Origin of the sequence: Delftia sp. DLF01, from assembly GCF_014852125.1 — a bacterium.
Lineage (GTDB): Bacteria > Pseudomonadota > Gammaproteobacteria > Burkholderiales > Burkholderiaceae_C > Comamonas > Comamonas acidovorans.
The window spans coordinates 865,040-890,666 of the sequence record NZ_JACVAZ010000001.1 but is presented as its reverse complement, the minus strand read 5'-3'; the positions used below and the strand labels follow the sequence as shown (position 1 = coordinate 890,666).

Here is a 25,627-nt window from a genome sequence, read left to right as displayed (position 1 = left end):
CGCGTCAGCCCGCTGCGGTTTCGATCACGGTATCGGTATCGCTTTGCAGCGCGGCGCCGGCACCCGCCTGCTCCTGCTGCTGCATCCACACGCGCAGCGACTTGGGCCGCATGTCGGTCCAGGTGGCGTCCACGTAGTCGAGCACGGTTTTCTTGTCGCCCTTCACGCCCTCGACGGCAGTCCAGCCGCCGGGCACGGCCTTCCAGTGCGGCCAGATGGAATACTGTTCCTCGTGGTTGACCAGAACGATGAAGGTTTCGTCTTCGCGGTCGAAGCAGCTTGTAGACATGCAGGCGTCCTTTATGCGGTTGAACATCGGTGAGGCCAGTACCGGATCGCGGCGATCCGGTACTGCGCCTCTGTTGAACATGACGTTCCGAATCCGAAACTGTTCACGCCGCGTGCGCGCCGGTTCCGGGTCATGCGCGGGGCTGCACCGTTCAATGGTGGTCCAGCAGCGAGCGGTGGACATGGATGGCCTTGCAGGCATCGGCAATCCTGGCGTTCACCAGGCCCAGCGCACACTCCATGTGCTCGGCGATCTGGCGCTGGGTGAGGCCCTTGATGCGGTACAGCTCGAAGGTCTCGCGGGTCTTGGGCGGCACCTCGTCCAGGGCCTGGTCGATCAGGCGTATGGCCTGGGACTCGAACAAAAGGCGCTCGGGCGAGCGGCTGTCCGGTATCTCCAGCGTCTCCACATCCACGCCGTGGGTGCGGTAGCTGTTCTCGCGCTCCTGGCGGCGCAGGTAGTCCAGCGCCATGTTGCAGACGGCTCGCGTCCAGTAGGCGGCGGGCTTGGCGATCTCGGCATCGCTGCGCATCTCGGCAACGCGCAGATAGGTGTCCTGCACGGCGTCGTCGGCCAGTTCAGGATTCCTGAGAATTCTTCGCGCGACCCTCACCAACTGTCCACGCGAAGCAATGAAAACCTCTTCCAGCGAAGAATGTGTGTGATTCAAGGACACGATGCAGTTCCTCTCGCAAGCTAGGCAAGAACGTCAAGGGGAAATGTCGACCGCAGGTCGATGGACTGCCGGCGCGCCGCCCGTGCAAAAAGACGGGAACGGGACTCGGCACAGGCGGAAAGCGGCGGCACGACCGCTGACCGCAGGGCATCAGTGCACGCCGATGCGCATCGGCGTGACTTGGGGAGACGGGCCTTAGATCGGCCTCATACCGGCTTCATGGCGGCGGCCGACCTCGCCGGGCCCATGCGTCCTGGAACAGGATCGGCAAGGGCTGTGCGGCCTTGCAGACGTGCTGAAACTTGAACCGGGACCAAGGCATGCAGTGGTGCTCCTTTAACGTTTTCCAGAACATGAAATGAGAAGCATTAACAGCTCCGGCGACAAAACCGGGTCTGGATCGGCATCTCGTACCTGTCTGGAAGACGTCCCGCCAAGGCAAACGAAGACACGGCTATCGGCACTGGAAAATCGGCAGCCGATGCCTATGGATTCCCGTCCCCATGGCTTTCCCTCGCCATGGATGATGGGCCTGGATCATGACGGACTGGTGATGCCCCAAGTGCAGCGCGGGGGCACCGAAGGGCTGGGTGCGCAGGCAGGAAAAGCGAACGGAGCGCAGCCTGCTGCTGCAACCTGCAGACGAAAAAAAGCCACCTTGCGGTGGCTTTTTGCCTGTGCAAACGCTGGGTTTGCACAAGGAATCTGGCGGAGTGGACGGGACTCGAACCCGCGACCCCCGGCGTGACAGGCCGGTATTCTAACCAACTGAACTACCACTCCTGGCAGACAGCTTTTGCGCTCTTTCGAGCCAAGTGCTGCAAACTTGGCGACCCTACGGGGATTCGAACCCCGGTACTCACCGTGAAAGGGTGATGTCCTAGGCCTCTAGACGATAGGGTCAATCCTAGAACTTGCGTAAATACTCAAGTCTCAATTTTTGGTGGAGGTAAACGGGATCGAACCGATGACCTCTTGCATGCCATGCAAGCGCTCTCCCAGCTGAGCTATACCCCCTTGCTGCAACGTTGCACTGCTTCGTTGCTGCGATTCAAAAATTGTAGCACAGCGTTTTTGGGGCAATTCCGGAATGCATGACTTTTTTATGTCGCCCTGCATTCCGGCGCCCTGCTCAAGCCCGGGTCAGGCCAGGCTTTGCCCATCGCGTATGCGGTGGATCTCGGCGATGTCCACCACCCAGACCAGGCCGTCGCCGACCTGGCCCGAATGGCAGGCCGTGGTGATGGCCGCACGGATGGGCTCGACCATGGAGGCCTCGGCCAGCACGCAGACCATGATCTTGTCGGAGAAGTCGGTCAACTCCTCCTTCACGCTGCGCTTGTCGATGGCGGCCGGGGCCGTGAAGCCCTCGGCACGGAACAGCGTCACGCCGGGGAAGTTGGGAATGGCGCGCAGCGCGTCGCGCAGGCGCTCCAGGCGGCTGGGGCGCACGATGGCCCGGATTTCCTTCATGGTCATTGCAGTGTCTCCTTCATCAGGCTTCCAGCGGTTTTTCGTCAAACCAGCGGTACAGGGTCGGCAACACCACCAGCGTGAGCAGGGTGGACGAGATCAGGCCACCGATCACGACGATGGCCAGCGGGCGTTGCACCTCCGAGCCGGGGCCGGTGGCGAACAGGAAGGGCACCAGGCCCAGCAGCGCGACGGTGGCCGTCATCATCACGGGGCGGAAGCGCTGCACGCAGCCTTCGCGCACGGCCTCGGCCACGTCCATTCCATCCTCGCGCAGCTTGCGGATGCAACTGACCAACACCACGCCGTTGAGCACCGCAATGCCCCACAGCGCAATGAAGCCCACCGATGCCGGCACGCTCACGTATTCGCCCGTGACGAACAGGCCTATCAGTCCCCCGATGGAGGCGAAAGGCAGCACCAGGATGATCAGCCCGGCCAGCTTGACCGAATTGAACAGAACGAACAGCAGGAAGAAGATGGCCACGATGGTCAGCGGCACGATCACCTGCAGCGTGCCCATGGCGCGCTCCATGTTCTCGAACTGACCGCCGTACTTGAAGTAGTAGCCGTCGGGCAACTGCACTTCCTTGTCGATGCGCTGCTGCACTTCGGTCACGAAGCCGCCCAGGTCGCGCCCCTCCACGTTGGCGCCCACGACCACGCGCCGCTTGCCGCCTTCGCGGCTGATCTGCGCGGGTCCGTCCACCAGTTCGATGCGGGCCACGCTGTTGAGCGGAACCTGCGCGCCGGTGCTGGTGGTCAGCAAGGTGGCGCCGACAGCCTGGGGCGAGCCACGGAAGGGCTCGGGGAAGCGCACGACCACGTTGTAGCGGCGCTCGCCCTCGTAGACCGTGGTCACGTCCTTGCCGCCGATGGCCGACTCGATCACGCCCTGCACGTCGGTGACGTTCAGGCCGTGGCGGGCAATGGCCTTGCGGTCGATATCCACCGTGAGCGCCTGCTGGCCCGACAGCCGCTCGACGCGGATGTCCGTGCTGCCAGGCACGCTCTTGAGGATACGGGCCACCTGTTCGGAGACATCGCGCAGATCGTCCAGCTCGTCGCCGAAGACCTTGATGGCCAGTTGCGAGCGCACGCCCGTGACCATTTCATCCACGCGCTCGGAGATCGGCTGGGACAGCACGATCTGCACGCCCGGGATCGAGGACAGGCGCTGGCGGATGTCTTCGTCGATCTCGTCCTGGGTGCGGTCGGACTCGGGGTCCAGCAGCACGATGGGGTCGGACTCGTTGGGGCCTGCGGGATCGGCCGGCGATTCACCGCGTCCGAGCTTGGAGACCACGCTGAGCACGCCGGGCACCTCGGCCACGGCCTTCATTGCCGCCATTTCCATGCGGATGGACTCGTCCAGCGAGATGCTGGGCACGCGGTTGATCTGCGGCGTCAGCGCGCCCTCCTTCATGGTGGGCATGAAGGACTTGCCCAGCAGCGGGAACAGTCCCAGCGAGCCCAGCAGCAGCGCCACGGCCACGGCCAGCGTGGCGCGGTTGCGCGCGGTGGCCAGGTCCAGCAGGCGCAGGTAGTGGCGCTTGAGGAAGGCGATCAGGCGCGTGTCATGGTCCGCGCCGCCCTTGAGGAAGTACGAGCACAGCACGGGCGACAGGAACAGCGACACGGCCAGCGAGACCGCCAGCGAGATCGCGATGGTCAGCGCCAGCGGTCCGAACATCTTGCCTTCGATGCCCTGCAGCGTCATCAGCGGCAGGAACACCAGGATGATGATGGCGATGCCGAAGATGGTGGGCGTGGCCACCTCGGTGGTGGCCGAGAGCACGGTGCGCACGCGTGCGCCCATGCTGTCGCCGGCCTGTCCGAGCTTGTGGAACACGTTCTCCACCACCACCACGGTGGCATCGACCATGAGGCCGATGGCGATCGCCAGCCCTCCCAGCGACATGAGGTTGGCCGAGATGCCCCAGCGGTTCATCATGATGAAGGTGGTCAGCGGCGTGATGATCAGCGTGGCCACCACGATCAGGCTGGAGCGCACGTCACCCAGGAAGACGAAGAGCACCACGACCACGAGCAGGATGCCCTCGATCAGCACCTTGCCCACGGTCCACAGCGCCGAGTCGACCAGGTCGGTACGGTCGTAGTAGGGAACGATCTGCAGGCCGCCGGGCAGCATGCCCTTGGAGTTGATCTCCTGCACGCGCTCCTTCACGCGGGTGACCACTTCCTTGGCATTGCCGCCGCGCATCATCAGCACGATGCCGGAGACGCCTTCGGTATAGCCGCCCTTGATGATGGCGCCCTGGCGCACTTCCTGGCCCAGCTGGACCTCGGCCACATCGCGCACGAAGACCGGCACGCCGCCATCCTGCTTGAGGACGATGTTGCCGATGTCCTCCAGCGACTGGATCAGGCCCACGGCGCGGATCAGGTACTGCTCGGTCACCTGGGGCAGGATGCCGCCGCTGGCGTTGGCGTTGTTGTCGGCGATGGCCTGGACCACATGGCGCACGGACAGGCCGTAGTGGCGCAGCCGGCCGGGGTCGACCTCCACCTGGTACTGCTTGACGTAGCCGCCCTGCGAGTTGATTTCGGCCACGCCGGGAATGGAGCGCAGCAGCGGGCGCGCCACCCAGTCCTGGATGGTGCGGCGCTCGGTCAGCTCCTCGGGCGTGAGGGCCCGCTTGCCGTCGTCGGGATGGTCCAGCGTGTACTGGTAGACCTCGCCCAGACCCGTGGACACCGGCCCCAGCACGGGGATGATGCCTTCGGGCATGCGCGGCGTGACCTCCATCAGCCGCTCGGTGACGAGCTGGCGCGCAAAGTACACGTCGGTGGTATCGGTGAAGACCAGGGTGATGATGGACAGGCCGCTCTTGTTGAGCGAGCGCATCTCCACCAGGCCCGGCATGCCGGTCATGGCGATTTCCAGCGGCACGGTCACGAAGCGCTCGATTTCCTCGGGCGAGCGGCCTGGCGCCTCGGTAGCGACCTGGACCTGGACGTTGGTCACGTCAGGAAAGGCATCCACCGACAGATTCATGGCGGCGCGCAGGCCAAAGCCGCACAGCACCAGCGAGAGCACGATCACGATGAGTCGCTGGCTCAGTGCGGCCCGGATCATGGAAGCGATCATGGGCTTACTCCAGCTCTGCGCGCTTGCGCTCGTTGTTCAGGTGGAAGGCGCCCGTGGTGACGATGACCGTGCCATCGGCCACGCCCTTGTTCACGGGACGCATGCCGCCGCTGGCGGTGCCCAGCTCGACGGGCGTGAGGCGGTAGTGGTTCTCGCCCTTCTTGACGAAGACATGGTCGCGGTCGTTCTCGCGCACCACGGCCTCGGCCGGCACGGCCAGCAGCTGGCGCACCTCGCCCTGGATGCGCATGGTGGCCAGCATCTGGGGCTTGAGGTCGCGCTCGGTGTTGTCCACCTGGGTGCGGATGGTGACGGTGCGGGTCTCGGGCGTCACGGTGTCGCCCACATGCACGATCTGGCCGGACAGCACGCGCTCGCCCAGGGCGGGCACGGCGATCTCCACGGCCTGGCCGGCACGCACGCCGCTGGCCATCTGCTCGGGAATCGCGCCCACCACCCAGACGCTGCTCAGGTCGGCCACGGTGAACAGCGGATCACCGGGCTGGGTCACCTGGCCGGAGCTGACCTTGCGCTCGATCACCACGCCGGCCCCTGTGGACAGCACGGCCGCATGCGACTGCAGCGTGCCCTTGTCGCGCAGCTGGGCGATGGCGCTGTCGGGAATGCCGATCAGGCGCAACTGGTCGCTGGCAGCGCGCTGCTCGGCGCGGGCAATCGACAGCTCGGACTCGCGGCGCTGCAGCTCGGCCGAGCCGATGACGTCGGCGGCGATCAGCTGGCGCGCGCGCTCCACGCCGCGCTCGGCCAGCGTGGCGGCGGAGTGTGCACGCAGATAGGCCAGCTGGGCGGTGGTCAGCTCGGGGCTGGCCACGCGGGCCAGCACCTGTCCCGCGCGCACGCGGTCGCCCACTTCGACCAGCACCTCGGTCACGCGCCCCGTGGCGGCCGCGCCAATGCGGGTGACCTGGCGCTCATTGGCCTCGATGCGGCCGGACACCTCCTGCAGCAGCGCGATCTGCGCCTGCGCCACGGGCTTGACGGCGAAGTTGGGAGCCATCTCGGCGGTCACACGGACCTCCATCGGGTCCTGCTCCTGGGCAGCGGCCGCCGCGGGCGCCGCCTTGGCTTCGGCCTCTTCGTTCTTGCCGCAGGCGCTCAGCGCCAGCGTTGCGGCCAGCAGGCCGGCCAGGGCCAGGGAATTCACCAAGGTGCTGCTGCCTGCGCGGGCGGCGATGGGTTTCGGATGCATATTCAAGGACATGTTCGTTTCTGATTTCGGGTGTGAGGCAGGGACGGCGCGCTTCACAGCGCGGACGGATCGTCGTAGCGGCCCGCGAGGTATTCGAGCTGTATGCGCGCTGCCTGCAGCTGGTAGCGCGCATCGAGCAGGTCTGCACGGATGGAGCGCAGCACGCGCTGCGCATCGAGCACATCGAGAATGCCGCGCTCGCCGAAGCGGTAGGCGGCCTCGGCCACGCGCAGGGCCGACTCGGCCTCGCGCACCGAACCCTGGCTCAGTGCCTGGGTGCGCAGTCGTGCCATCTCCAGCTCCTTCCAGGCCTGCAGCGTCTGCTGGCGCAGCTCGATCTGCCGGCCTTCCAGCTGCAGACGCGCGCGCTCCAGCTCGGAGGCCGCCTCGTCGATGGGGCCGCGGTGCTGGTCGAGCAAGGGGATCTGGATGCTCACGCCCACCGTGTTCAGGCGCACGTCGGGCTCGCGCGTCTGGCCGTAGCGCAGCTCCACACCCGGCCAGCGCGAGGCCTTGGCACCGTCAAGCCGCGCCTGGGCACGCTCGACCTCCGCCTTGAGCTGGCGCAGCTCGGGATGCTCCATGGGATCGATCTCGCCCATGTCCTCGATGCGCAGCGGGTCCTCCAGCGACACATCCAGGCGGAAGCGCACGGGCAGCTGGCCTGCGGCCAGGCGGCCCAGCGACAGCTGCGCCTGCTCGGCGCGCAGCCTTGCGGTCTGCTCCTGCTGGCGCGCCTGGATGATTTCGGCATCGGCCTTGATGATTTCGTAGCGGGCCGCCTCGCCGCTGTCCACGCGGACGCGGACACGCTCATGGGCCTGCTCCAGAAGGCGCACCGCCTCCTTGGCGGCCTCGACCTCCGCCTCGCGCAGCACCATTTCGTAGGCGCGCAGCCGCACCTGGGCCACCAGCGCATTGCGCGTGGTCGCCACGAAGTGCACCGACCCCTGCTCGCCTGCCCTGGCGGCCTCCACGCGCGCACCGCGCACGGCGGGGTTCTCGATGGGCAACGCCACGGCCCAGCCCTGCACCGTGCCGGCCGCCGCGCCGGGCACGCGGGCGCTGTTGCGGCCCTGGTTCCATTCAAGCTTGGGATTGGGCAGCGCCGAGGCGCTGACCACGCCTGCGCGCGCCGTGGTCCGCGACTGCTCGACGGCGCGCAGATCGGGGTTGTGGTCCAGCACGGCGCGAACGACCTCGTTCAGGCTCAGCTGGGGCAGGCGCTGTGCGGCGGCCGAAGCCGCGGAAGCCGCAGAAGCTGTCGATGCGGCCTTAGGCGTGACCGGGACGCGGGCCGCTGCGGCCTCGGCGGCTGCAGCCGCGGCGGGTGCCGCCTGGGTCATGGGAGGCTGGGATGCCTGTGCCGAGGCACCGGCACTCCAGCCCACCAGCAGACTGCAGATCGCGCCTTGCAAGGCCTTGCGCGAAAAGGATGGAAAACGAGCGGGGGCCATTCCCGCCAATACCGTTGGATTCACCATGGCATGCATCTGCCGCGAAACGACAGTCGAGGGGTTGAGTAAGAGATGGGCCCTCCCCTGCGGACAACGCGGGAACGGGCATGGCCGGGCCGTGCGCAGTCAGCGCGCGGACGACGGCATGGCATGCACGCCAGCAAGGCGCGCACGAGCAGTGATCAGGCAGTGGGATGCGTCAGCCGACAAGGGGCGCAGGGCATGCCTGCGCCGCAATATGCGGTCAGCCGAGCAGGGAAGGTCTTGGAGGGCGCAGCAGCTGGCCCGGAGCGGGCGACAGGTGCGCCTGGGAATAGGTCGAAGGCGGGGCCCACAGCGACACCACCTGCACGGCGATGGGCTCGGGCGGCCAGTACATCTCGGCGGAGCGGTCCTCGCCACAGGCCAGCAGGGCCAGCAGCTGGCGGGTATTGCCGCCATGTGCCGTCAGCTCGGCAAACTCCGTCTCGTCGTCTTCCTCGACTTCCGCGAGTTCTTCGAGGAATTCCTCATCGATGGTCACGATGGGGTGGTGCGCCAGCAAGCCATCGCTTTCCAGTCCATCGGACGATGCCGACGCCGCCACCTGTCCACAGAAGATGGACAACAGCATCAGCAAGGAAAACAGGAACGATGGCGCAAGGCGCATGGGGCGAGACGAAGGCGGGAGCAGTGAAAGTGAATGCCCCGTGATCGGGACACCATCTATTGTTACGAATGTTGAGGCAAAGTTCCGGGTTTGCCCTTAAAAAATCTGTGGCAAAGCCCGCTTTTCGCACATGCTCGCCTGCCGCCAAGCGAGGCAGCCATGCAGGCGAGCTGCGCGCGGCAGAAACAAAAAAGCCACCTTGCGGTGGCTTCTTGTCTGTGCAGACGCTGGGTTTGCACAAGGAATCTGGCGGAGTGGACGGGACTCGAACCCGCGACCCCCGGCGTGACAGGCCGGTATTCTAACCAACTGAACTACCACTCCTGGCAGACAGCTTTTGCGCTCTTTCGAGCCAAGTGCTGCAAACTTGGCGACCCTACGGGGATTCGAACCCCGGTACTCACCGTGAAAGGGTGATGTCCTAGGCCTCTAGACGATAGGGTCAATCCTAGAACTTGCGTAAATACTCAAGTCTCAATTTTGGTGGAGGTAAACGGGATCGAACCGATGACCTCTTGCATGCCATGCAAGCGCTCTCCCAGCTGAGCTATACCCCCAAAAATCCGATACTGGCGGAGTGGACGGGACTCGAACCCGCGACCCCCGGCGTGACAGGCCGGTATTCTAACCAACTGAACTACCACTCCTGGCAGGCTGCTTTTGTGCTCTTGCGAGCCAAGTGCTGCAAACTTGGCGACCCTACGGGGATTCGAACCCCGGTACTCACCGTGAAAGGGTGATGTCCTAGGCCTCTAGACGATAGGGTCACAGCCTATGATCCGCCGATAAAAAAGCGCCTTCGTTTTTCAAAGGCGCTTACATACCAAGCGGCAAATTTTGGCGGAGTGGACGGGACTCGAACCCGCGACCCCCGGCGTGACAGGCCGGTATTCTAACCAACTGAACTACCACTCCTGGCAGACAGCTTTTGCGCTCTTTCGAGCCAAGTGCTGCAAACTTGGCGACCCTACGGGGATTCGAACCCCGGTACTCACCGTGAAAGGGTGATGTCCTAGGCCTCTAGACGATAGGGTCAATCCTAGAACTTGCGTAAAAACCCAAGTCTCAATTTTGGTGGAGGTAAACGGGATCGAACCGATGACCTCTTGCATGCCATGCAAGCGCTCTCCCAGCTGAGCTATACCCCCTTCATTCTGCAATCGCTGCTTCTTGTTAGTTGCTGCGTTTGCATCAGAGACTCGAATTATAGACAGGTTTTTAGCGGTTTTTCAAACGGGCCAGAATTTTTTCACGACCCAGCAGCTCCAGCACCGCGTCCACCGAAGGCGTGTGCGCCGTGCCCAGCGTCAGCACGCGCACCGGCATGGCCAGTTGCGGCATCTTCAGGCCCTGGGCCTTGAGCACTTCCTTGATCAGGGCGGCAATGGCTTCCTTGCTCCACTCCACCGAGGCGATGCCTTCGGCGAAGGCGTCCAGGGCGGGCGCCACAGCGTCGGTCACATGCTTGGCCAGGTCTTCGGCGTTGCGGTCGAAGGCGTCCACATAGAACAGACGCACCCAGCCGGCCAGATCGACCAGGGTTTCGCAGCGGTCCTTGAACAGGGCGCAGATGCGCGGCAGGCGGTCGTCGGCATCGAGCAGGGCCTGGTCCAGACCCGTCTTGAGCACGAAGGGGCGCACCAGCTCTGCCAGGGCCGCATCGTCCAGCGCCTTCAGGTGCTGGGCATTGACCCAGCGCAGCTTGGCCTCGTCGAACTGGCCAGCGCTGCGGCCCAGGTGGTCGAGGTTGAACCACTCCAGGAACTGGGCGCGGCTGAAGATTTCGTCGTCGCCATGGCTCCAGCCCAGGCGGGCCAGGTAGTTGACCATGGCGTCGGGCAGGTAGCCTTCGTCGCGGTACTGGGTGACGGCCTTGGCACCGTTGCGCTTGCTCATCTTCTCGCCCTGCTCGTTGAGCACGGTGGGCAGGTGGGCGAACACAGGCACGCTGGCGCCCAGCGCCTCGAAGATGTGGATCTGCCGCGGCGTGTTGTTGACGTGGTCGTCGCCACGGATGACATGGGTGATGGCCATGTCCATATCGTCCACGCAGACGCAGAAGTTGTAGGTAGGCGTGCCATCGGGGCGCGCGATCACCAGGTCGTCCAGCTCGCTGTTCTGGAACTCGATGCGGCCCTTGCACTTGTCTTCCCAGGCCACGACGCCGCCCTGAGGCGTCTTGAAGCGCAGCACGGGGCGCACGCCTTCGGGCACGGGCGGCAGCACCTTGCCTTCTTCAGGGCGCCACGTGCCGTCATAGCGCGGCTTTTCCTTGTTGGCCATCTGGCGCTCGCGCAGGGCGTCGAGTTCTTCCACGCTCATGTAGCAGGGGTAGACATGGCCCGAGGCCTGCAGGCCGGCCAGTACCTCCTTGTAGCGGTCCATGCGCTGCATTTGATAGAACGGACCTTCGTCATGGTCCAGCTGCAGCCAGGCCATGCCTTCGATGATCACGTCCACCGAGGCCTGGGTGGAACGCTCCACGTCGGTGTCCTCGATGCGCAGGATGAAATCACCACCCGTGGCGCGCGCGAAGGCCCAGGGATACAGGGCCGAGCGGATGTTGCCCAGGTGGATGAAGCCCGTGGGAGACGGGGCAAAACGGGTTCGTACTTTTTGTGTCATTGCAGGGTATCCAGTCCGCGGGACAGATCGTTCTTGATGTCGCCCAGGTATTCCAGTCCGACGGAGATGCGCAGCAGGCCCTGGCCGATGCCGGCGACGCGGCGCTGCTCTTCGCTCAGGCGGCCATGCGAGGTGCTGGCCGGGTGGGTGATGGTGGTCTTGACGTCGCCCAGGTTGGCCGTGATCGAGCACACCAGGGTGCTGTCGGCCACATGGAAGGCATTGGCGCGCAGTTGCTCGGCGCCCTCGCCCACCACGTCGAAGGACAGCACGCCGCCGCCCATGCCGTTTTGCTGGCGCATGGCCAGCTCGTGCTGCGGGTGGCTGGCCAGGCCCGGGTAGTAGACACGGGCGACCTTGGGATGGGCCTCCAGCCAGGTGGCCAGCTCCAGTGCGGCGGCGCTTTGCGCCTTGACGCGCAGGGACAGCGTCTCCAGACCCTTGAGCACCACCCAGGCGTTGAACGGCGCCAGGTTCAGGCCGCCGCTGCGCAGGAAGGTGCCCATGACCTTGTCCACCAGCGCCGTCGTGCCACAGACCGCGCCCGACATGACGCGGCCCTGGCCGTCCAGCAGCTTGGTGCCGGAGTGCACGACCAGGTCGGCACCGAACTGGGCGGGCCGCTGCAGCGCGGGCGAGGCAAAGCTGTTGTCCACCGCCAGCAGCGCGCCATGGGCGTGCGCCAGTTCGGCCAGCGCGGCGATGTCGCACAGGTCGGTCAGCGGGTTGGTCGGCGTCTCGGCGAACAGCAATCGCGTATTGGGACGGATGGCGGCCTTCCAGGCCTGCACATCGGTCTGCGAGACAAAGCTGGTCTCGATGCCGAAGCGCGCCATCTCGCCGCCCAGCAGCTTGATGGTGGAGCCGAACATGGACTGCGAGCAGATCACATGGTCGCCCGCCTTGAGCGTGGTCAGCGCCACCAGCAAGATGGCCGACATGCCGGTGGACGTGGCCACGGCGCATTCCGTGCCTTCCATGGCGGCCAGGCGCTGCTCGAAGCTGGTCACCGTGGGGTTGGAGGTGCGGCTGTAGGTGTAGCCGGGCTCTTCGTTGGCGAAGCGGCGCGCTGCCGTTGCGCAGTCGGGCTGCACGAAGCTGCTGGTCATGTACAGGGCTTCGCTGTGCTCGCCCCACTGGCTTCGTTCCACGGCCACGCGCAGGGCCAGCGTATCGGGATGCAGGCCTTCGGGAAGTGTCTTGTTCGTCACGTTGATGGTCCTTGGGGTCGGGCGCGGCCCGCCGATGGCGGCGGTGCCCGGAAAAAAGGAGCTAGAAACACTTGTCACCTGGGGACTTGCTGGGCGTTGCAGCCTGCAGTCCTCCAGCACCAGCGCTTTTAGCTCATTTGTCAAAAAAGGGCGGGCCTCAGGCCCGCCCCCGTATTGTCACTGAAGCCCGATCGCTCTGACTCAGGCTCGGGCTCGGGCTCGGGCTCAGGCTTCCTGGGCGTTGGGCAGGGACAGGCGCGAGGCGTCGCTGGACTCTTCCTCGCCGCCGCGGTTGCGGCCTTCATTGAGTGCCGTGACTTCGTCCTCGGAGATGTCGCCCGTGATGTAGACGCCGTCGAAGCACGAGGCCTCGAAGCCCTGCACCTGCGGGTTGATCTTGCCCACGGTCTGCTTCATGGCGGCCACGTCCTGGTAGATCAGCGCGTCGGCACCGATGACCTGGCGGATTTCCTCGACCGTGCGGCCATGCGCCACCAGTTCGGCGCGCGTGGGCATGTCGATGCCGTAGACGTTGGGATGGCGCACCGGAGGCGCTGCCGAGGCCAGGTAGACCTTGACGGCACCGGCATCACGCGCCATCTGCACGATTTCCTTGGAGGTGGTGCCGCGCACGATGGAGTCATCCACCAGCAGCACCTTGCGGCCCTTGAACTCGCTGCCGATGGCGTTGAGCTTCTGGCGCACCGATTTCTTGCGCGAGGACTGGCCCGGCATGATGAAGGTCCGGCCCACGTAGCGGTTCTTGACGAAGCCTTCGCGGTATGGAATGCCCAGCAGCTGGGCCAGCTGCATGGCGCTGGGGCGGCTGGATTCGGGAATCGGGATGATGGCGTCGATCTCGTTGGGCGGCACGGTGGAGACCACGCGCTTGGCCAGCGTCTCGCCCATGTTCAGGCGGGCCTGGTAGACGGAGATGCCATCCAGCACGGAGTCCGGGCGGGCCAGGTACACGTACTCGAACACGCAGGGGTGCAGCTCGCTCTTTTCAGAGCACTGGCGGGTTTCGACCTGGCCGTCGCTGTGCACGAACACCGCCTCGCCCGGGGCGACATCGCGCTCGAGCTGGTGCAGCGTGCCTTCCAGGGCCACGGACTCGCTGGCCAGCATCACCGAGCCGTCGGCACCGCGGCCCATGCACAGGGGGCGGATGCCGAACGGGTCGCGGAAGGCCAGCAGGCCGTAGCCGGCGATCAGCGCGATCACCGCATACGAGCCCTTGATGCGCTTGTGCACGGCGCTGACGGCCTGGAACACGTCTTCGCTCTTGAGCGGCGCGCCACTGCTGGCGCGGGCCAGCTCGTGGGCCAGCACGTTGAGCAGGACTTCGGAGTCGCTCTCGGTGTTGGTGTGGCGGTGGTCGGTGTCGGACAGCTCCTCGCGCAGCTGCTTGGCATTGGTGAGGTTGCCGTTGTGCACCATGACGATGCCGAAGGGCGCGTTCACGTAGAAGGGCTGGGCCTCTTCCTCGCTGGTCGCGTTGCCGGCCGTCGGGTAGCGCACCTGACCCAGGCCCACCGTGCCCGGCAGGGCACGCATGTTGCGGGTGCGGAACACGTCGCGCACCATGCCCTTGGCCTTGTGCATGAAGAACTTGCGCTCCTGCTGGGTCACGATGCCTGCGGCATCCTGGCCACGGTGCTGCAGCAGCAGCAGGGCGTCATAGATCAGTTGATTCACGGGCGCGGTGCTGACTACACCAACGATTCCACACATAGTTGCGTTCCATCCGTTTGCGAAGGTCGCCCTTCGCTGTCTGGGCCGTAGCAGCCACCCATTGGCCACGCCTGCGCCCGATTTCTCTATCCAAACTGTTTCTGCCAGCCGACTCCTGCGCTGCAGCGCCTTGTCATGCAGCCGGCAGATAGCGTCCCCATTCCTGCGGCAGCTGTGGCAAAACCACAGCCAGCGCCTGCATCAGCCATGGCGCCAGGGCTGAATCCTGCCACCACTGCCCCTGGTGCAGCGGCGTGTAGCTGATCACCATCGTTGCCACCAGGGCCAGCAGCGCCCCGCGCAGCACGCCGAACAGCGCGCCCAGGGTGCGGTCCACGGGCCTCAGGCCCACCGCCTCGATCAGCCGGCGCGACAGCCAGGACACCAGGCCCCAGCCGAACAGCGCCAGCACGAACAAAAGCACAAAGCCTGCGGCGTAGCGCAGCTGCATGTCCCAGTCCTGCATGGGCAGCCACAGCGCCACGTCGGCCGCCCAGATGCGGGCCACGACAAAGGCCACCAGCCAGCCCAGCAGAGACAGCACCTCGTACACCAGCCCGCGCCAGGCGCCAAGCAGCATCGAGGCCAGCACGCAGGCCAGCAAAACCCAGTCCACCGTGGACATACGCTATTTCTGTGCGTCCGTGCTGCTTTGCAAGATGTACGTCACCGCGTCAGAGCTTGATCACCGACGCCGGCAGGCCCTGGCCCTTGACGCGCGCCGCCGCCTTGTCTGCTTCAGCACGGCCGTTGAACGGGCCCACACGCACCCGCGTGCGCTTGCCGTCCTTGGTGTCCACCACCTGCGTGAATGTCTTCAGGCCCGCCAGCTCCAGCTTGGCGCGGATTTCCTGGGCCTTGCCGGCGTCGGAGAAGGCACCGACCTGCACGATGAAGCGTTCGTCCGTCGCCGCGGCCGCCGTTGAAGCGGCGGGCGCGCTGCGTCCTTCCAGCAGGGCACGGGCACGCGCGGCATCGTCGCTCCTGGACGGCTCGGGCTTGGGTTCGGGCTTTGGCTTGGGCTCGGGTTTCGGCTCGGGCTTGGGCTCCGGCTTGTGCTCGGGTTTGGCCGGCTCAGGCTTGGGCTTGGGTTCCGGCTTGGGCTCGGGTTTGGTCTCAGGCTTGGCGGCGGGCTTGGGCTCCGGCTTTGCCTCGGGCTTCGCTTCAGGCTTGACCGGAGCCACCTGGGAAACGGGAGGGGCCACTGGCACGGACGGCATGGACGGCGCCGAAGGCCTGCCCATGGGAACCTCTTCCTCATCGGCACCCAGCGAGGCCTGGGCCGACACGCGGCCCGTCGGCGCAGCCGCGCCATGCGAATGGGCGTCCACGGCATTGGCGCCGGGCACGACCAGGGGCGCAACCTTGTCGCGGTCAGGAATCTCGATGGGGATGTCTACGGGAATCGGACGCGGCTGGGTGTCGAACAGCAGGGGGAAACCCACCACGCCCGCCAGGACCAGCACGGCAGCGCCGATGAGGCGGTGGCGCGCCCGGCGGCGCATGACATCGACGCTTTCCGCCTGTCCCAGCCGTGTGGGCCGCCTCGATGCGGACGACGAATCACCGTCGTCTTTTTTGCCGGGCCAACGAAAATTGAAAAATGCCATGGAGTGCGGACTCGTTCATATCGGCCACCACAGCGGCCACGATGGCCGCCTGCGGTGCGGATCACTGGATTCAGGTGCCCAGATGCTTGGCGTTCAGCCGGGGCGGGCCGTCCTGCAGCACGCCGCCCACCGTGAAGAACGAGCCAAAGACCACGATTCTATCAGTGGGACCTGCGGCCAGAACCGCTGCATCCAGCGCCAGCTGCGGGTTTGCGAAGGTGGCCACCGACAGCTCGCGGGGCACGCCGGGTGCGGGCGGCAGGGCTTCGATCTTCTGGCGCAGCACTTCGGCGCTTTCGGCACGCGGCGTGGGCAGGTCGGTCAGGTACCAGCGGTCGATCAGCGGTGCGATCCTGCCCAGCATGGGCGCCAGGTCCTTGTCGTGCATGGCGCCGAACACCGCATGCGTGCAGGGGAAGTAACCCATGGCGTCGAGGTTGGCCGTCAGCGCCGCCACCGAATGCGGGTTGTGCGCTACGTCCAGAACCAGCGTGGGCTGGCCCGGAATGATCTGGAAACGCCCCGGCAGCTCGACCATGGCCAGCCCCGTGCGCACGGCCTGGGCCGTGACCGGAAGGCGGCTGCGGATGGCTTCGAGCGCGGCCAGCGCACCCGATGCATTGACCAGCTGGTTGGCGCCGCGCAGCGCCGGATAGGCCAGGCCCGCATAGCGCCGCCCGCGTCCTGCCCAGCCCCACTGCTGCTTGTCGCCCGAGAAGTTGAAGTCCTGGCCCAGGCGCCAGAGATCGGCGCCAATGGCCTGTGCATGGTCCAGCACGCTTTGCGGCGGCATGGGATCGCTGACCACCACCGGCCGGCCGGCGCGCATGATGCCGGCCTTCTCGCGGCCGATGCTCTCGCGGTCCGGGCCCAGGAATTCCACATGGTCGATGTCGATGCTGGTGATGACGGCGCAATCGGCGTCGATCACGTTCGTGGCATCCAGCCTCCCGCCCAGGCCCACCTCGAGAATCGCCACATCCAGCCTGGACTGGCTCATCAGCCGCAGGATGGCCAGCGTGGTGAATTCGAAATAGGTGAGCGCCACTTCCGTGCCCTGCACGCGCGCCTGCTCCACGGCCTCGAACTGCGGCAGCAGCTCGGCGGCCTTCACGATCTCGCCGCCCACGCGGCAGCGCTCCTCGAAATGCACCAGATGCGGCGATGTGTAGACGCCGGGACGAAAGCCCGACTGCAGCGCCACGGCCTCCAGCATGGCGCAGGTCGAGCCCTTGCCATTGGTGCCCGCCACCGTGATCACGGGGCAGTCGAAACGCAGGTCCAGGCGCTGGGCGACTTCGCGCACGCGATCCAGGCCCAGCGCGATATTCTTGGGGTGCAGGCGCTCGCAATATGCGAGCCATGCATCCAATGTGGGAAATGAGGTGTGCATACTGCGCGCTATTGTTACCCAGGGACAGTGTCCTTATGGGGTCCTCGCCATCCGCGGACTGCGGCAACTGCAACCAATCATGACCACCTCAAACACTGTGACGCTCTACGGCATTCCCAACTGCGACACCGTCAAGAAGGCCCGCGCCTGGCTTGCCGACCAGGGCATCGCCTACGAATTCCACGACTTCAAGAAACAGGGCGTCCCTGCCGCGCAACTGCCTGCCTGGATGCAGGCCGTGGGCTGGGAAAAGCTGCTCAACCGCCAGGGCACGACCTGGCGCAAGCTCGACGCCGACACCCAGGCCGGCGCCCAGGATGCGGCCGGGGCCGCAGCCCTCATGCAGCAGCAGCCCAGCATCATCAAGCGCCCGGTCGTCCAATGGCCGCAGGGACGCATCACCGTGGGTTTTGCGCCCGACGCCTGGGCAGAGCTGGCCCACGAGGGCAAGCGCTAACACTGCCGTCAAGCCTGGAACAGCTTATTACGTGGATTTACGCGGCCGCAAACTGCTTTTCGGGCCCGAGGAATACACTTGCATGGAGCCTGGCAGGAAGTACCGCCAGCGCAACAGGAGTGCAATCATGAAATCCCTGGTTCTTTTGACGCTGGCGGCCACGACCGCCACCGTAGCCCTGGCCCAGGAGCAAGGCCGGGTGCTTTCCGTGACCCCGGTGACGCAACAGGTGGCCGTGCCCCAGCAGGTCTGCCGCGATGAGAACGTCTACTCGGGCCAGCGCAGCACTTCGGGCGCGGGCGCCGTGCTGGGTGCGCTGGCGGGCGGCGTGGTGGGCAACGCCATTGGCCACGGCGGCGGACGCGCTGCGGCCACGGCAGCCGGCGTGATTGGCGGCGCCATGCTGGGCAACCAGGCTGAAGCCTCGGGACAGCAGCCCCAATACCAGACGGTGCGCAACTGCACCACCCAGACCTACTACCAGAACCGCGCCGTGGCCTACGACGTGGTCTATGAGTACGCGGGCCGCAACTACACGACGCGAACCGCCACGCCGCCTGGCGACTGGATCGCACTGAGCGTGCAGCCCGCAGCCAACAGCGGCGCCTACGGCAGCAATGGTTACTACAGCACCAACCAGCCGCCCCAGGCCGCGTACTCCACCACGCCCGTGCCGCCGCCCGTGGTCTATGAAAACAATTACTACGACGGTGGTTACTACCCGGCCCAGCCGGTGCAACCGGTGTATTCGGCCGGTGACTATGTGGCGCCCGTGGTGATTGGTGCAGCCCTTGCTGCCGGCGTGTACTACGCCTCGCGCCCCAGCTATCACGGCTGGCGCGGCGGCTACCGCCATGGCTGGCGCCGCTGAGGCCGCCATGCGCTCGCCCCGCAAGCCCCGACAAGGGGCTTTTTGCATGGCGGCGGCCAGCACGTACGGGCAGCGGCCGGGTGCTGGCCTAAAATGGGCGGTTTAGTCCACCCTCTGCCCAGCTTCCATGACCACCGAAACCATCTCTGGCATCACCCTGACCACCAAGGCCAATGTCTATTTCGACGGCAAATGCATCAGCCACGGCTTCACGCTGGCCGATGGCACGAAGAAGTCTGCCGGCGTGGTGCTGCCCAGCCAGCTGACTTTCGGCACGGCCGCTGCCGAGATCATGGAATGCGTGGCCGGCTCCTGCGAGTACAAGCTCGACGGCTCGGACCAGTGGCTGACCTCCAAGGCCGGCGAGTCCTTCCAGGTGCCTGCGAACTCCAAGTTCGACATCCGCGTGACCGAGGCCTACCACTACATCTGCCACTACGCCTAAGCGCCTGAGCGCCTGAGCAGACCGACGCATTCGACCTGACGGCGCCCAGGCGCCTTCCGTGTTTTCCGGCAGCCGCGTCCCGCACGCCAGCCGCCATCGTTATTGAGAGAAGCATCGTATGGAAACCATCCTGCAAAACGTTCCCGTCGGCCAGAAGGTCGGCATCGCCTTCTCGGGCGGCCTGGACACCAGCGCTGCCCTGCGCTGGATGAAGAACAAGGGCGCCCTGCCCTACGCCTACACGGCCAACCTGGGCCAGCCCGACGAGGCCGACTACGACGAAATCCCCCGCAAGGCCATGGAGTACGGCGCCGAGCAGGCCCGCCTGATCGACTGCCGCTCGCAGCTGGCTGGCGAAGGCATTGCCGCCATCCAGGCCGGCGCCTTCCACATCTCCACGGGCGGCATCACCTACTTCAACACCACGCCCCTGGGCCGTGCCGTGACCGGCACCATGCTGGTGGCCGCCATGAAGGAAGACGACGTCAACATCTGGGGTGACGGCTCGACCTTCAAGGGCAACGACATCGAGCGCTTCTACCGCTACGGCCTGCTGACCAATCCCGCGCTGAAGATCTACAAGCCCTGGCTGGACCAGACCTTCATCGACGAGCTGGGCGGTCGCGCCGAGATGTCGGCCTTCATGACCAAGGAAGGCTTCGGCTACAAGATGAGCGCCGAGAAGGCCTACTCGACCGACAGCAACATGCTGGGCGCCACGCACGAGGCCAAGGACCTGGAGTTCCTGAACAGCGGCATCCGCATCGTCAACCCCATCATGGGCGTGGCGTTCTGGAAGCCCGAAGTCGAGGTCAAGGCCGAGGAAGTGTCGGTGACCTTTGACGAAGGCCGCCCCGTGGCCATCAACGGCAAGGAAATCGCCGACCCCGTGGAGCTGTTCCTGGAAGCCAACCGCATCGGTGGCCGCCACGGCCTGGGCATGAGCGACCAGATCGAGAACCGCATCATCGAAGCCAAGAGCCGCGGCATCTACGAAGCCCCCGGCATGGCCCTGCTGCACATCGCCTACGAGCGCCTGGTGACCGGCATCCACAACGAGGACACCATCGAGCAGTACCGCATCAACGGCCTGCGCCTGGGCCGCCTGCTGTACCAGGGCCGCTGGTTCGACCCGCAGGCCATCATGCTGCGCGAAACCGCCCAGCGCTGGGTGGCCCGCGCCGTGACCGGCACCGTGACGCTGGAACTGCGCCGCGGCAACGACTACTCCATCCTGAACACCGAATCGCCCAACCTGACCTACGCTCCCGAGCGCCTGTCGATGGAAAAGGTCGAGGACGCGCCCTTCAGTCCCGCCGACCGCATTGGCCAGCTGACCATGCGCAACCTGGACCTGATGGACACGCGCGACAAGCTGGCCATCTACGCCAAGGCCGGCCTGCTGTCGCTGGGCACCAGCACCGCCCTGCCCCAATTGGGCGGCAAGGAATAAGCCACTCTGCGGCGCCCTGCCGCAGATTGCCAAGAGCCGCCGCAAGGCGGCTTTTTTTACGCCCCTGCTACCAGCGCGCGCCCTCGAAGCGCTGCACGAGAAAATCCAGCAGCGCGCGCACGGCCACCGGCAGGTGGCGGCGGGAGCTGTACAGCGCATGCACGGTCAGCGGCTGCGGGCGCCAGTCCGGCAGCACCAGCTCCAGCTGGCCGGCCTGCAGCATGGGCTGGACCAGGTAGGTGGGCTGGAAGGCGATGCCCGCACCCTCGACGGCAGCGGCGGCCAGCACGGTGGCTTCGTTGGCGTTGAACCAGGTGGTGACGGCGATCTGCTGCTCATCGCTTTCATCGTCACGCCGCGCCAATTGCCAGACATTGCGGCCCACGCGCATATGGCCCAGGCAGCGGTGGGCCTGCAACTGGGCCGGTGTCTGCGGCCGCCCTGCCGCGTCCAGGTAGGCGGGCGAGGCCACCAGCACCGATTCGCACACGGCCAGCGGCCGGCCGATGAGTGCGGCGCCCGGGTCGGCGCTGATGCGTATGGCCAGGTCGATGCGCTGCTGCACCAGGTCCAGCGCGCCGTCGTCCACCAGCAGGTCGATCTTGAGGTGCGGGTGCAGCCGCATGAACTGCGCAATGGCCGGCGCCATCTGCGCATGGCCGAAGGACATGCTGCAGGTCACGCGCAGCAGGCCGCGCAACTGGCTGTCGCCGGCGCGCATCTCGCCTTGCACCTCATCGGCCAGGGCGAGCATCTGCTGGCTGTAGCGCAGGCACTGCGCACCGGCATCGGTGAGCGAGACGCGGCGCGTGGTGCGGTGCAGCAGGCGCGCGCCCAGCCACTGCTCCAGCGACTCCACATGCCGCGTGGCCATGGCACGCGACAGGTCCAGCCGCTCGGCCGCCGCCGTGAAGCTGCCGCATTCGGCCACCGTGGCAAACACCTGCATCGCCAGCAATCGGTCCATGGATCTGCTCGATTTCTGCAACAAACAAGCGCATATTCTGCGGTTTATCTGCTCGATTTCAAAAACTAAAGTACCACCCATGGCAGCACGGCGCTGCCACCCGTTTTCTGTCTTGTGCTTTTTTTCAAAGGAAATCGACATGCTTCGCACCACCGTGCTTTCGCTCACCCTGGCCCTGTCGGCCGGCCTGTCCCATGCCCAGGCGCCCGCCCCGCTGCAGATGAAGGTCTACCAGGCCGACGAACACAGCTTTGCCGTGACCTCCACCCTGATCACCGGCGCCAAGGAGGCCGTGGTCGTGGACAGCGGCTTCACCCGCGCCGACGGCCTGCGCATTGCCGCCAATGTGCTGGACAGCGGCAAGCAGCTGACCACCATCCTCATCAGCAATGCCGATCCCGACTACTACTTCGGCGCCGAGGTGCTGAAGAACCTGTTCCCGCAGGCCAAGGTCGTGGCCACGCCCGCCGTGCGCGAGAAGATCGAGTCCAAGCTGCAGGGCAAGCTGGCCTTCTGGGGCCCCAAGATGGGCGCCAACGCACCCGGTAAGCCGGTCCTGCCCGAAGCCCTGCAGGGCAATACGGTGACCGTGGACGGCCAGACGCTGGAGCTGCGCGGCACCACCGGCCCGCTGGCCCACCGCCCCTATGTCTGGGTGCCTGCGCTGCAGGCCATCGTCGGCAACGTGGGCGTGTTCGGCAACCTGCATGTCTGGACGGCGGACACGCAAAAGAGCGCCGAGCGCAAGGCCTGGCTGGCGCAGCTGGACGAGATGCAGGCCCTCAAGCCCGCCGTCGTCGTGCCCGGCCACATGCAGGCCGGCACCGCCATGGACGCCAGCGCCATCGCCTATACACGCGACTATCTCCAGCGTTTCGAGGCCGCCGCCGCCAAGGCCGCAAACAGTGCCGAGCTGATCGGCGCCATGAAGCAGGCCTACCCGCAGGCCGGCATGGCGCTGTCGCTGGACATTGGCGCCAAGGTGAACAAGGGCGAGATGCCCTGGTAAGCAGGCACTTTCACAAAAATCCTCATGGAACCTGCATGCTGCGGCCTTGATCCAACGAATTGCCGCCCTCATTCGTCGTGGCGGCAGGAGGTGCAGCCATGAAATACATGAAGCATTGGCAGGACCCGATCAATGTCCTGCTGGGAGCCTGGTTGGCGGTCTCGCCCTGGGTGCTCGGGTTCCAGGACCAGATGGCGCCCACGGCCAATGGCGTGGTCATCGGCCTGGCGCTGATTGCCGCTGCGCTGGGGGCCATCTTCATGCCCCGCGCGTGGGAGGAATGGACCGAAGGCCTGCTGGGGCTGTGGATGGTGATCTCGCCCTGGGTGCTGGGCTATGCGGGCCAGATGGACGCCATGCGCAATGCCGTGGTGTCCGGCGTGGTGGTCATGGTGCTGGCGCTGTGGGTGCTGATGACCGACAAGGACTACATGGGCTGGCGCAGCAGCCACTCCGCCCACTGAAGCACTGAAGCACTGAAGCACTGAAGCGCTGAAGCGCTGATACAAAGCAAGCAAAGCGGCCCGCAGGCCTTCATGGCCTGCGGGCCGCTGTTTTCTTGAAGCCGTCGATCGATCAGACCACGACGGGCTCGGGCTCCAGGCGGATGCCGAATCGCTCGTAGACGCTGGTCTGTATCGCGCCGGCCAGCGTCATGACCTCGCCGCCGGTGACGCTGCGGTCCACGCTGTGCCGGTCGCCCCGGTTGACCAGCACCAGGGCCTGCTTGTCATACACCCCGGCGCGGCCCATGGATTTGCCCTTCCAGCCGCAGGCATCGATCAGCCAGCCGGCGGCCAGCTTGATGGAGCCGTCGTCCATGGGGTAGTGCACGATCTTGGGCTCGCGCGCAATGATGTCGGCGCACTGCTCGGGCGTCACCGTCGGGTTCTTGAAGAAGCTGCCGGCGTTGCCGATCTGATCCGGATCGGGCAGCTTGGCGCGGCGGATCTCGCAGACCCAGTCGAAGATCTGGCGGGCCGTGGGCTCGGCCACGCCGGCCTCGGCCTGGCGGCGCTGCAGGTCCAGGTAGCCCAGGCCGGGCTTCCAGTCCTTGGGCAGGGCCAGGCGCACGCGCGTGATCACGGCGCGGCCCTTGAGGCCCATGCCGCGCGGCGGCACGCCGCTCATGCGCGCCCGCGCCACGGGCGTGGGTTCGGCCGGGGCGTGCTTGAACACCGAGTCGCGGTAGCCGAAGGCGCATTGCGCGGCATCCAGCGTGAAGGACTCGCCCGTGGCCAGGTCGATGGCATCCAGCGACTCGAACCGGTCCTGCAGCTCCAGCCCGTAGGCGCCGATGTTCTGCACCGGCGATGCGCCCACGGTGCCGGGAATCAGCGCCATGTTCTCCAGTCCCCCATAGCCCTGCGACAGGGTCCAGGCCACCAGGTCGTGCCAGCGCTCGCCGGCACCGGCCTCGACGATCCAGTGGCGATCGGTCTCGCGCAGCAGGCGCATGCCCGCTATCTCCATCTTGAGGACCACGGGATCGACATCGCCCGTGATCACCACGTTGCTGCCGCCGCCCAGCACGAACACGGGCTGGCGGCCCCACAGCGGATCGGCCAGGAAATGGCGAACATCCTCATCGCTGCGCACACGCACCAGGGTGTGGGCACGGGCAGCGATGCCGAAGCTGTTGCAATGCTGCAGCGGAACATTTTTCTCGACTAACATCAGCCGGATTGTCGCACCGCGTCCCCACGCCTTCGGCACCGTGCCCGCATCGCCCGGTCCCGCGCTGCGATACTTTTTCAGAACATTTACAGGAAATATTTGCCATGCCTTCTTTTGACACCGTGTGCGAAGCCGACTTCGTCGAAGTGAAGAACGCCGTGGAGAACACCGCCAAGGAAATCGGCACGCGCTTCGACTTCAAGGGCACCTCGGCCGCCATCGAACTCAAGGACAAGGAAATCACGCTGTTCGGCGATGCCGACTTCCAGCTGCAGCAGGTCGAGGACATCCTGCGCAACAAGCTGACCAAGCGCAGCGTGGACGTGCGCTTCCTGGACATCCAGAAGGCCCAGAAGATCGGCGGCGACAAGCTCAAGCAGACCATCAAGGTCAAGAACGGCATCGAGGCCGAGCTGGGCAAGAAGCTGCAAAAGCTGATCAAGGACAGCAAGCTCAAGGTGCAGGCCGCCATCCAGGGCGACGCCGTGCGCGTCACCGGTGCCAAGCGCGACGACCTGCAGGCGGCCATGGCCCTGATCCGCAAGGACCTGGCTGACCATCCCCTGTCCTTCAACAACTTCCGCGACTGATCGCCCGGCATCCGCCCCTCCATCACAAGCCCCATGCGCCACCTGCGTGCCGTACTTCTGAGCCTGGCCGGCGTGGCCGTGCTGGCTCCGCCACCGGCGACAGCGCAGTCCGTGGCACTCCGCGGCGTGCTGGGCAGCAAGGCCCTGCTGGTCATCGACGGCGGCACGCCACGCGCTCTGGCGGCCGGCGACAGCCTGCAGGACGTGCGCGTGCTGCAGGTATCGGGCGACACGGCCGAGGTGGAAATCAAGGGCCGCCGCCAGACATTGCGCCTGGGCGAAGCGCCCATCAGCCTGGGCGGCCGGGGCGCGGCAGCGGGCGATCCCGCGCTTGGCCGGCGCGTGGTGCTCAAGGCCGACAACCGGGGCCATTTCATCGAACGCGGCCAGATCAATGGCAAGACCATGGTCTACATGGTGGACACGGGCGCCAGCTCGGTCGCCATCGGCCGGTCCGACGCCGAACGCATGGGCCTGCCCTTTCTCAAGGGCCAGCCCGTGATGATGCGCACCGCCAACGGCGACGCCCAGGGCTGGAGCCTGCGGCTGGACTCGGTGCGCGTGGGCGATGTCGAGGTCTTTGGCGTGGACGCCGTGGTCGCCCCTCTTGCCATGCCCTATGTGCTGCTGGGAAACAGCTTTCTGGCCCACGTCCAGATGACCCGCCAGGGCAGCGAGATGGTGCTGGAGCGGCGCTGATGCGGCCTGCACTCGCCCCG

At 66.0% G+C, this 25,627-nt stretch carries 23 protein-coding genes and 11 tRNA genes; 8 read left to right on the top strand and 26 right to left on the bottom strand.

Going from position 1 to position 25,627, the window contains the following annotated elements; all coding sequences use genetic code 11:
* Positions 1-4: 4 nt before the first annotated feature.
* The 24 genes from IB269_RS03980 to folC all read right to left on the bottom strand — a co-directional run bounded on the left by IB269_RS03980 (position 5) and on the right by folC (position 17,439).
* The gene (locus IB269_RS03980; RefSeq protein WP_034395838.1) at positions 5-289 is read right to left on the bottom strand and encodes an MbtH family protein; all 285 of its coding nucleotides are present in this window, start codon (positions 287-289) and stop codon (positions 5-7) included.
* 151 nt (positions 290-440) lie between these two features.
* Positions 441-965 carry a sigma-70 family RNA polymerase sigma factor gene (locus tag IB269_RS03975; protein ID WP_043824402.1) on the bottom strand — a complete coding sequence of 175 codons (525 nt, stop codon included), beginning with the start codon at positions 963-965 and terminating at the stop codon, positions 441-443.
* A gap of 706 nt (positions 966-1,671) precedes the next feature.
* Positions 1,672-1,748 (bottom strand) — tRNA-Asp (locus tag IB269_RS03970).
* Positions 1,749-1,792: 44 nt separating this feature from the next.
* Positions 1,793-1,868: transfer RNA gene (locus IB269_RS03965), tRNA-Glu, on the bottom strand.
* Positions 1,869-1,906: 38 nt separating this feature from the next.
* Positions 1,907-1,982 (bottom strand) — tRNA-Ala (locus IB269_RS03960).
* A 126-nt stretch (positions 1,983-2,108) separates the two neighbouring features.
* Complete coding sequence (locus tag IB269_RS03955; RefSeq protein ID WP_013801593.1) at positions 2,109-2,444, bottom strand: P-II family nitrogen regulator; 336 nt, start codon at positions 2,442-2,444, stop codon at positions 2,109-2,111.
* Between the two features lie 16 nt (positions 2,445-2,460).
* Positions 2,461-5,550, bottom strand: coding sequence for an efflux RND transporter permease subunit (locus IB269_RS03950; protein WP_013801592.1), 3,090 nt, complete (start codon positions 5,548-5,550; stop codon positions 2,461-2,463).
* 4 nt (positions 5,551-5,554) lie between these two features.
* Complete coding sequence (locus IB269_RS03945; protein ID WP_192366452.1) at positions 5,555-6,772, bottom strand: efflux RND transporter periplasmic adaptor subunit; 1,218 nt, start codon at positions 6,770-6,772, stop codon at positions 5,555-5,557.
* Between the two features lie 41 nt (positions 6,773-6,813).
* Positions 6,814-8,244 carry a TolC family protein gene (locus IB269_RS03940; RefSeq protein WP_192366451.1) on the bottom strand — a complete coding sequence of 477 codons (1,431 nt, stop codon included), beginning with the start codon at positions 8,242-8,244 and terminating at the stop codon, positions 6,814-6,816.
* Positions 8,245-8,461: 217 nt separating this feature from the next.
* Positions 8,462-8,830, bottom strand: a complete 369-nt coding sequence (locus IB269_RS03935) for a hypothetical protein (RefSeq protein ID WP_224986538.1) — start codon at positions 8,828-8,830, stop codon at positions 8,462-8,464.
* Positions 8,831-9,113: 283 nt separating this feature from the next.
* Positions 9,114-9,190: transfer RNA gene (locus IB269_RS03930), tRNA-Asp, on the bottom strand.
* A 44-nt stretch (positions 9,191-9,234) separates the two neighbouring features.
* A tRNA-Glu gene (locus IB269_RS03925) sits at positions 9,235-9,310 on the bottom strand.
* Between the two features lie 37 nt (positions 9,311-9,347).
* Positions 9,348-9,423: transfer RNA gene (locus IB269_RS03920), tRNA-Ala, on the bottom strand.
* Between the two features lie 13 nt (positions 9,424-9,436).
* Positions 9,437-9,513, bottom strand: a tRNA-Asp gene (locus tag IB269_RS03915).
* A 44-nt stretch (positions 9,514-9,557) separates the two neighbouring features.
* Positions 9,558-9,633, bottom strand: a tRNA-Glu gene (locus IB269_RS03910).
* 71 nt (positions 9,634-9,704) lie between these two features.
* A tRNA-Asp gene (locus IB269_RS03905) sits at positions 9,705-9,781 on the bottom strand.
* A gap of 44 nt (positions 9,782-9,825) precedes the next feature.
* Positions 9,826-9,901 (bottom strand) — tRNA-Glu (locus tag IB269_RS03900).
* Positions 9,902-9,938: 37 nt separating this feature from the next.
* Positions 9,939-10,014 (bottom strand) — tRNA-Ala (locus IB269_RS03895).
* Positions 10,015-10,084: 70 nt separating this feature from the next.
* Positions 10,085-11,491 (bottom strand): glutamate--tRNA ligase, encoded by a 1,407-nt coding sequence (gene gltX, locus IB269_RS03890; protein WP_065347882.1) that lies wholly within the window; start codon positions 11,489-11,491, stop codon positions 10,085-10,087.
* On the bottom strand, positions 11,488-12,702 hold the full coding sequence (locus IB269_RS03885; RefSeq protein WP_063325851.1) for an O-succinylhomoserine sulfhydrylase: 1,215 nt from the start codon (positions 12,700-12,702) through the stop codon (positions 11,488-11,490). The genes gltX and IB269_RS03885 overlap by 4 nt, the downstream gene beginning before the upstream one ends.
* Before the next feature lie 225 nt (positions 12,703-12,927).
* The gene (gene purF / locus IB269_RS03880; protein ID WP_012206568.1) at positions 12,928-14,436 is read right to left on the bottom strand and encodes an amidophosphoribosyltransferase; all 1,509 of its coding nucleotides are present in this window, start codon (positions 14,434-14,436) and stop codon (positions 12,928-12,930) included.
* 133 nt (positions 14,437-14,569) lie between these two features.
* Positions 14,570-15,061, bottom strand: a complete 492-nt coding sequence (locus tag IB269_RS03875) for a CvpA family protein (protein WP_012206569.1) — start codon at positions 15,059-15,061, stop codon at positions 14,570-14,572.
* Positions 15,062-15,110: 49 nt separating this feature from the next.
* Positions 15,111-16,046, bottom strand: coding sequence for an SPOR domain-containing protein (locus IB269_RS03870; RefSeq protein WP_099751902.1), 936 nt, complete (start codon positions 16,044-16,046; stop codon positions 15,111-15,113).
* A gap of 70 nt (positions 16,047-16,116) precedes the next feature.
* Positions 16,117-17,439, bottom strand: coding sequence for a bifunctional tetrahydrofolate synthase/dihydrofolate synthase (folC, locus tag IB269_RS03865; RefSeq protein WP_013801586.1), 1,323 nt, complete (start codon positions 17,437-17,439; stop codon positions 16,117-16,119).
* A gap of 79 nt (positions 17,440-17,518) precedes the next feature.
* Between folC and IB269_RS03860 the strand changes: the two genes are divergently transcribed.
* The 4 genes from IB269_RS03860 (at position 17,519) to argG (ending at position 20,665) form a co-directional block, all read left to right on the top strand.
* Positions 17,519-17,896: an ArsC family reductase gene (locus IB269_RS03860; RefSeq protein WP_192366450.1), complete on the top strand. Its 378-nt coding sequence runs from the start codon at positions 17,519-17,521 to the stop codon at positions 17,894-17,896.
* Between the two features lie 127 nt (positions 17,897-18,023).
* Positions 18,024-18,767, top strand: a complete 744-nt coding sequence (locus IB269_RS03855; protein ID WP_013801584.1) for a glycine zipper 2TM domain-containing protein — start codon at positions 18,024-18,026, stop codon at positions 18,765-18,767.
* 127 nt (positions 18,768-18,894) lie between these two features.
* Positions 18,895-19,212: a pyrimidine/purine nucleoside phosphorylase gene (locus tag IB269_RS03850; RefSeq protein ID WP_012206574.1), complete on the top strand. Its 318-nt coding sequence runs from the start codon at positions 18,895-18,897 to the stop codon at positions 19,210-19,212.
* A 118-nt stretch (positions 19,213-19,330) separates the two neighbouring features.
* Positions 19,331-20,665 carry an argininosuccinate synthase gene (argG, locus tag IB269_RS03845; RefSeq protein WP_012206575.1) on the top strand — a complete coding sequence of 445 codons (1,335 nt, stop codon included), beginning with the start codon at positions 19,331-19,333 and terminating at the stop codon, positions 20,663-20,665.
* A 67-nt stretch (positions 20,666-20,732) separates the two neighbouring features.
* Here the strand turns inward: argG and IB269_RS03840 are convergent, their stop codons facing one another.
* Entirely contained in the window at positions 20,733-21,632 is a 900-nt protein-coding gene (locus IB269_RS03840; protein WP_012206576.1) for a LysR family transcriptional regulator, read from the bottom strand.
* Positions 21,633-21,771: 139 nt separating this feature from the next.
* Here IB269_RS03840 and IB269_RS03835 point away from each other — a divergent pair, with 139 nt between their 5' ends.
* Positions 21,772-22,641, top strand: coding sequence for an MBL fold metallo-hydrolase (locus IB269_RS03835; RefSeq protein ID WP_034395870.1), 870 nt, complete (start codon positions 21,772-21,774; stop codon positions 22,639-22,641).
* A 98-nt stretch (positions 22,642-22,739) separates the two neighbouring features.
* Entirely contained in the window at positions 22,740-23,105 is a 366-nt protein-coding gene (locus IB269_RS03830) for an SPW repeat protein (RefSeq protein WP_192366449.1), read from the top strand.
* A gap of 112 nt (positions 23,106-23,217) precedes the next feature.
* Here the strand turns inward: IB269_RS03830 and murB are convergent, their stop codons facing one another.
* Positions 23,218-24,318 (bottom strand): UDP-N-acetylmuramate dehydrogenase, encoded by a 1,101-nt coding sequence (gene murB, locus IB269_RS03825; protein ID WP_192366448.1) that lies wholly within the window; start codon positions 24,316-24,318, stop codon positions 23,218-23,220.
* 104 nt (positions 24,319-24,422) lie between these two features.
* On the opposite strand from murB, the gene IB269_RS03820 reads away from it, so the two are divergent.
* Together IB269_RS03820 and IB269_RS03815 are read left to right on the top strand one after the other, a co-directional pair.
* Positions 24,423-24,908: a YajQ family cyclic di-GMP-binding protein gene (locus IB269_RS03820; protein ID WP_012206580.1), complete on the top strand. Its 486-nt coding sequence runs from the start codon at positions 24,423-24,425 to the stop codon at positions 24,906-24,908.
* 33 nt (positions 24,909-24,941) lie between these two features.
* Entirely contained in the window at positions 24,942-25,607 is a 666-nt protein-coding gene (locus IB269_RS03815; RefSeq protein WP_013801579.1) for a TIGR02281 family clan AA aspartic protease, read from the top strand.
* Positions 25,608-25,627 lie beyond the last annotated feature (20 nt).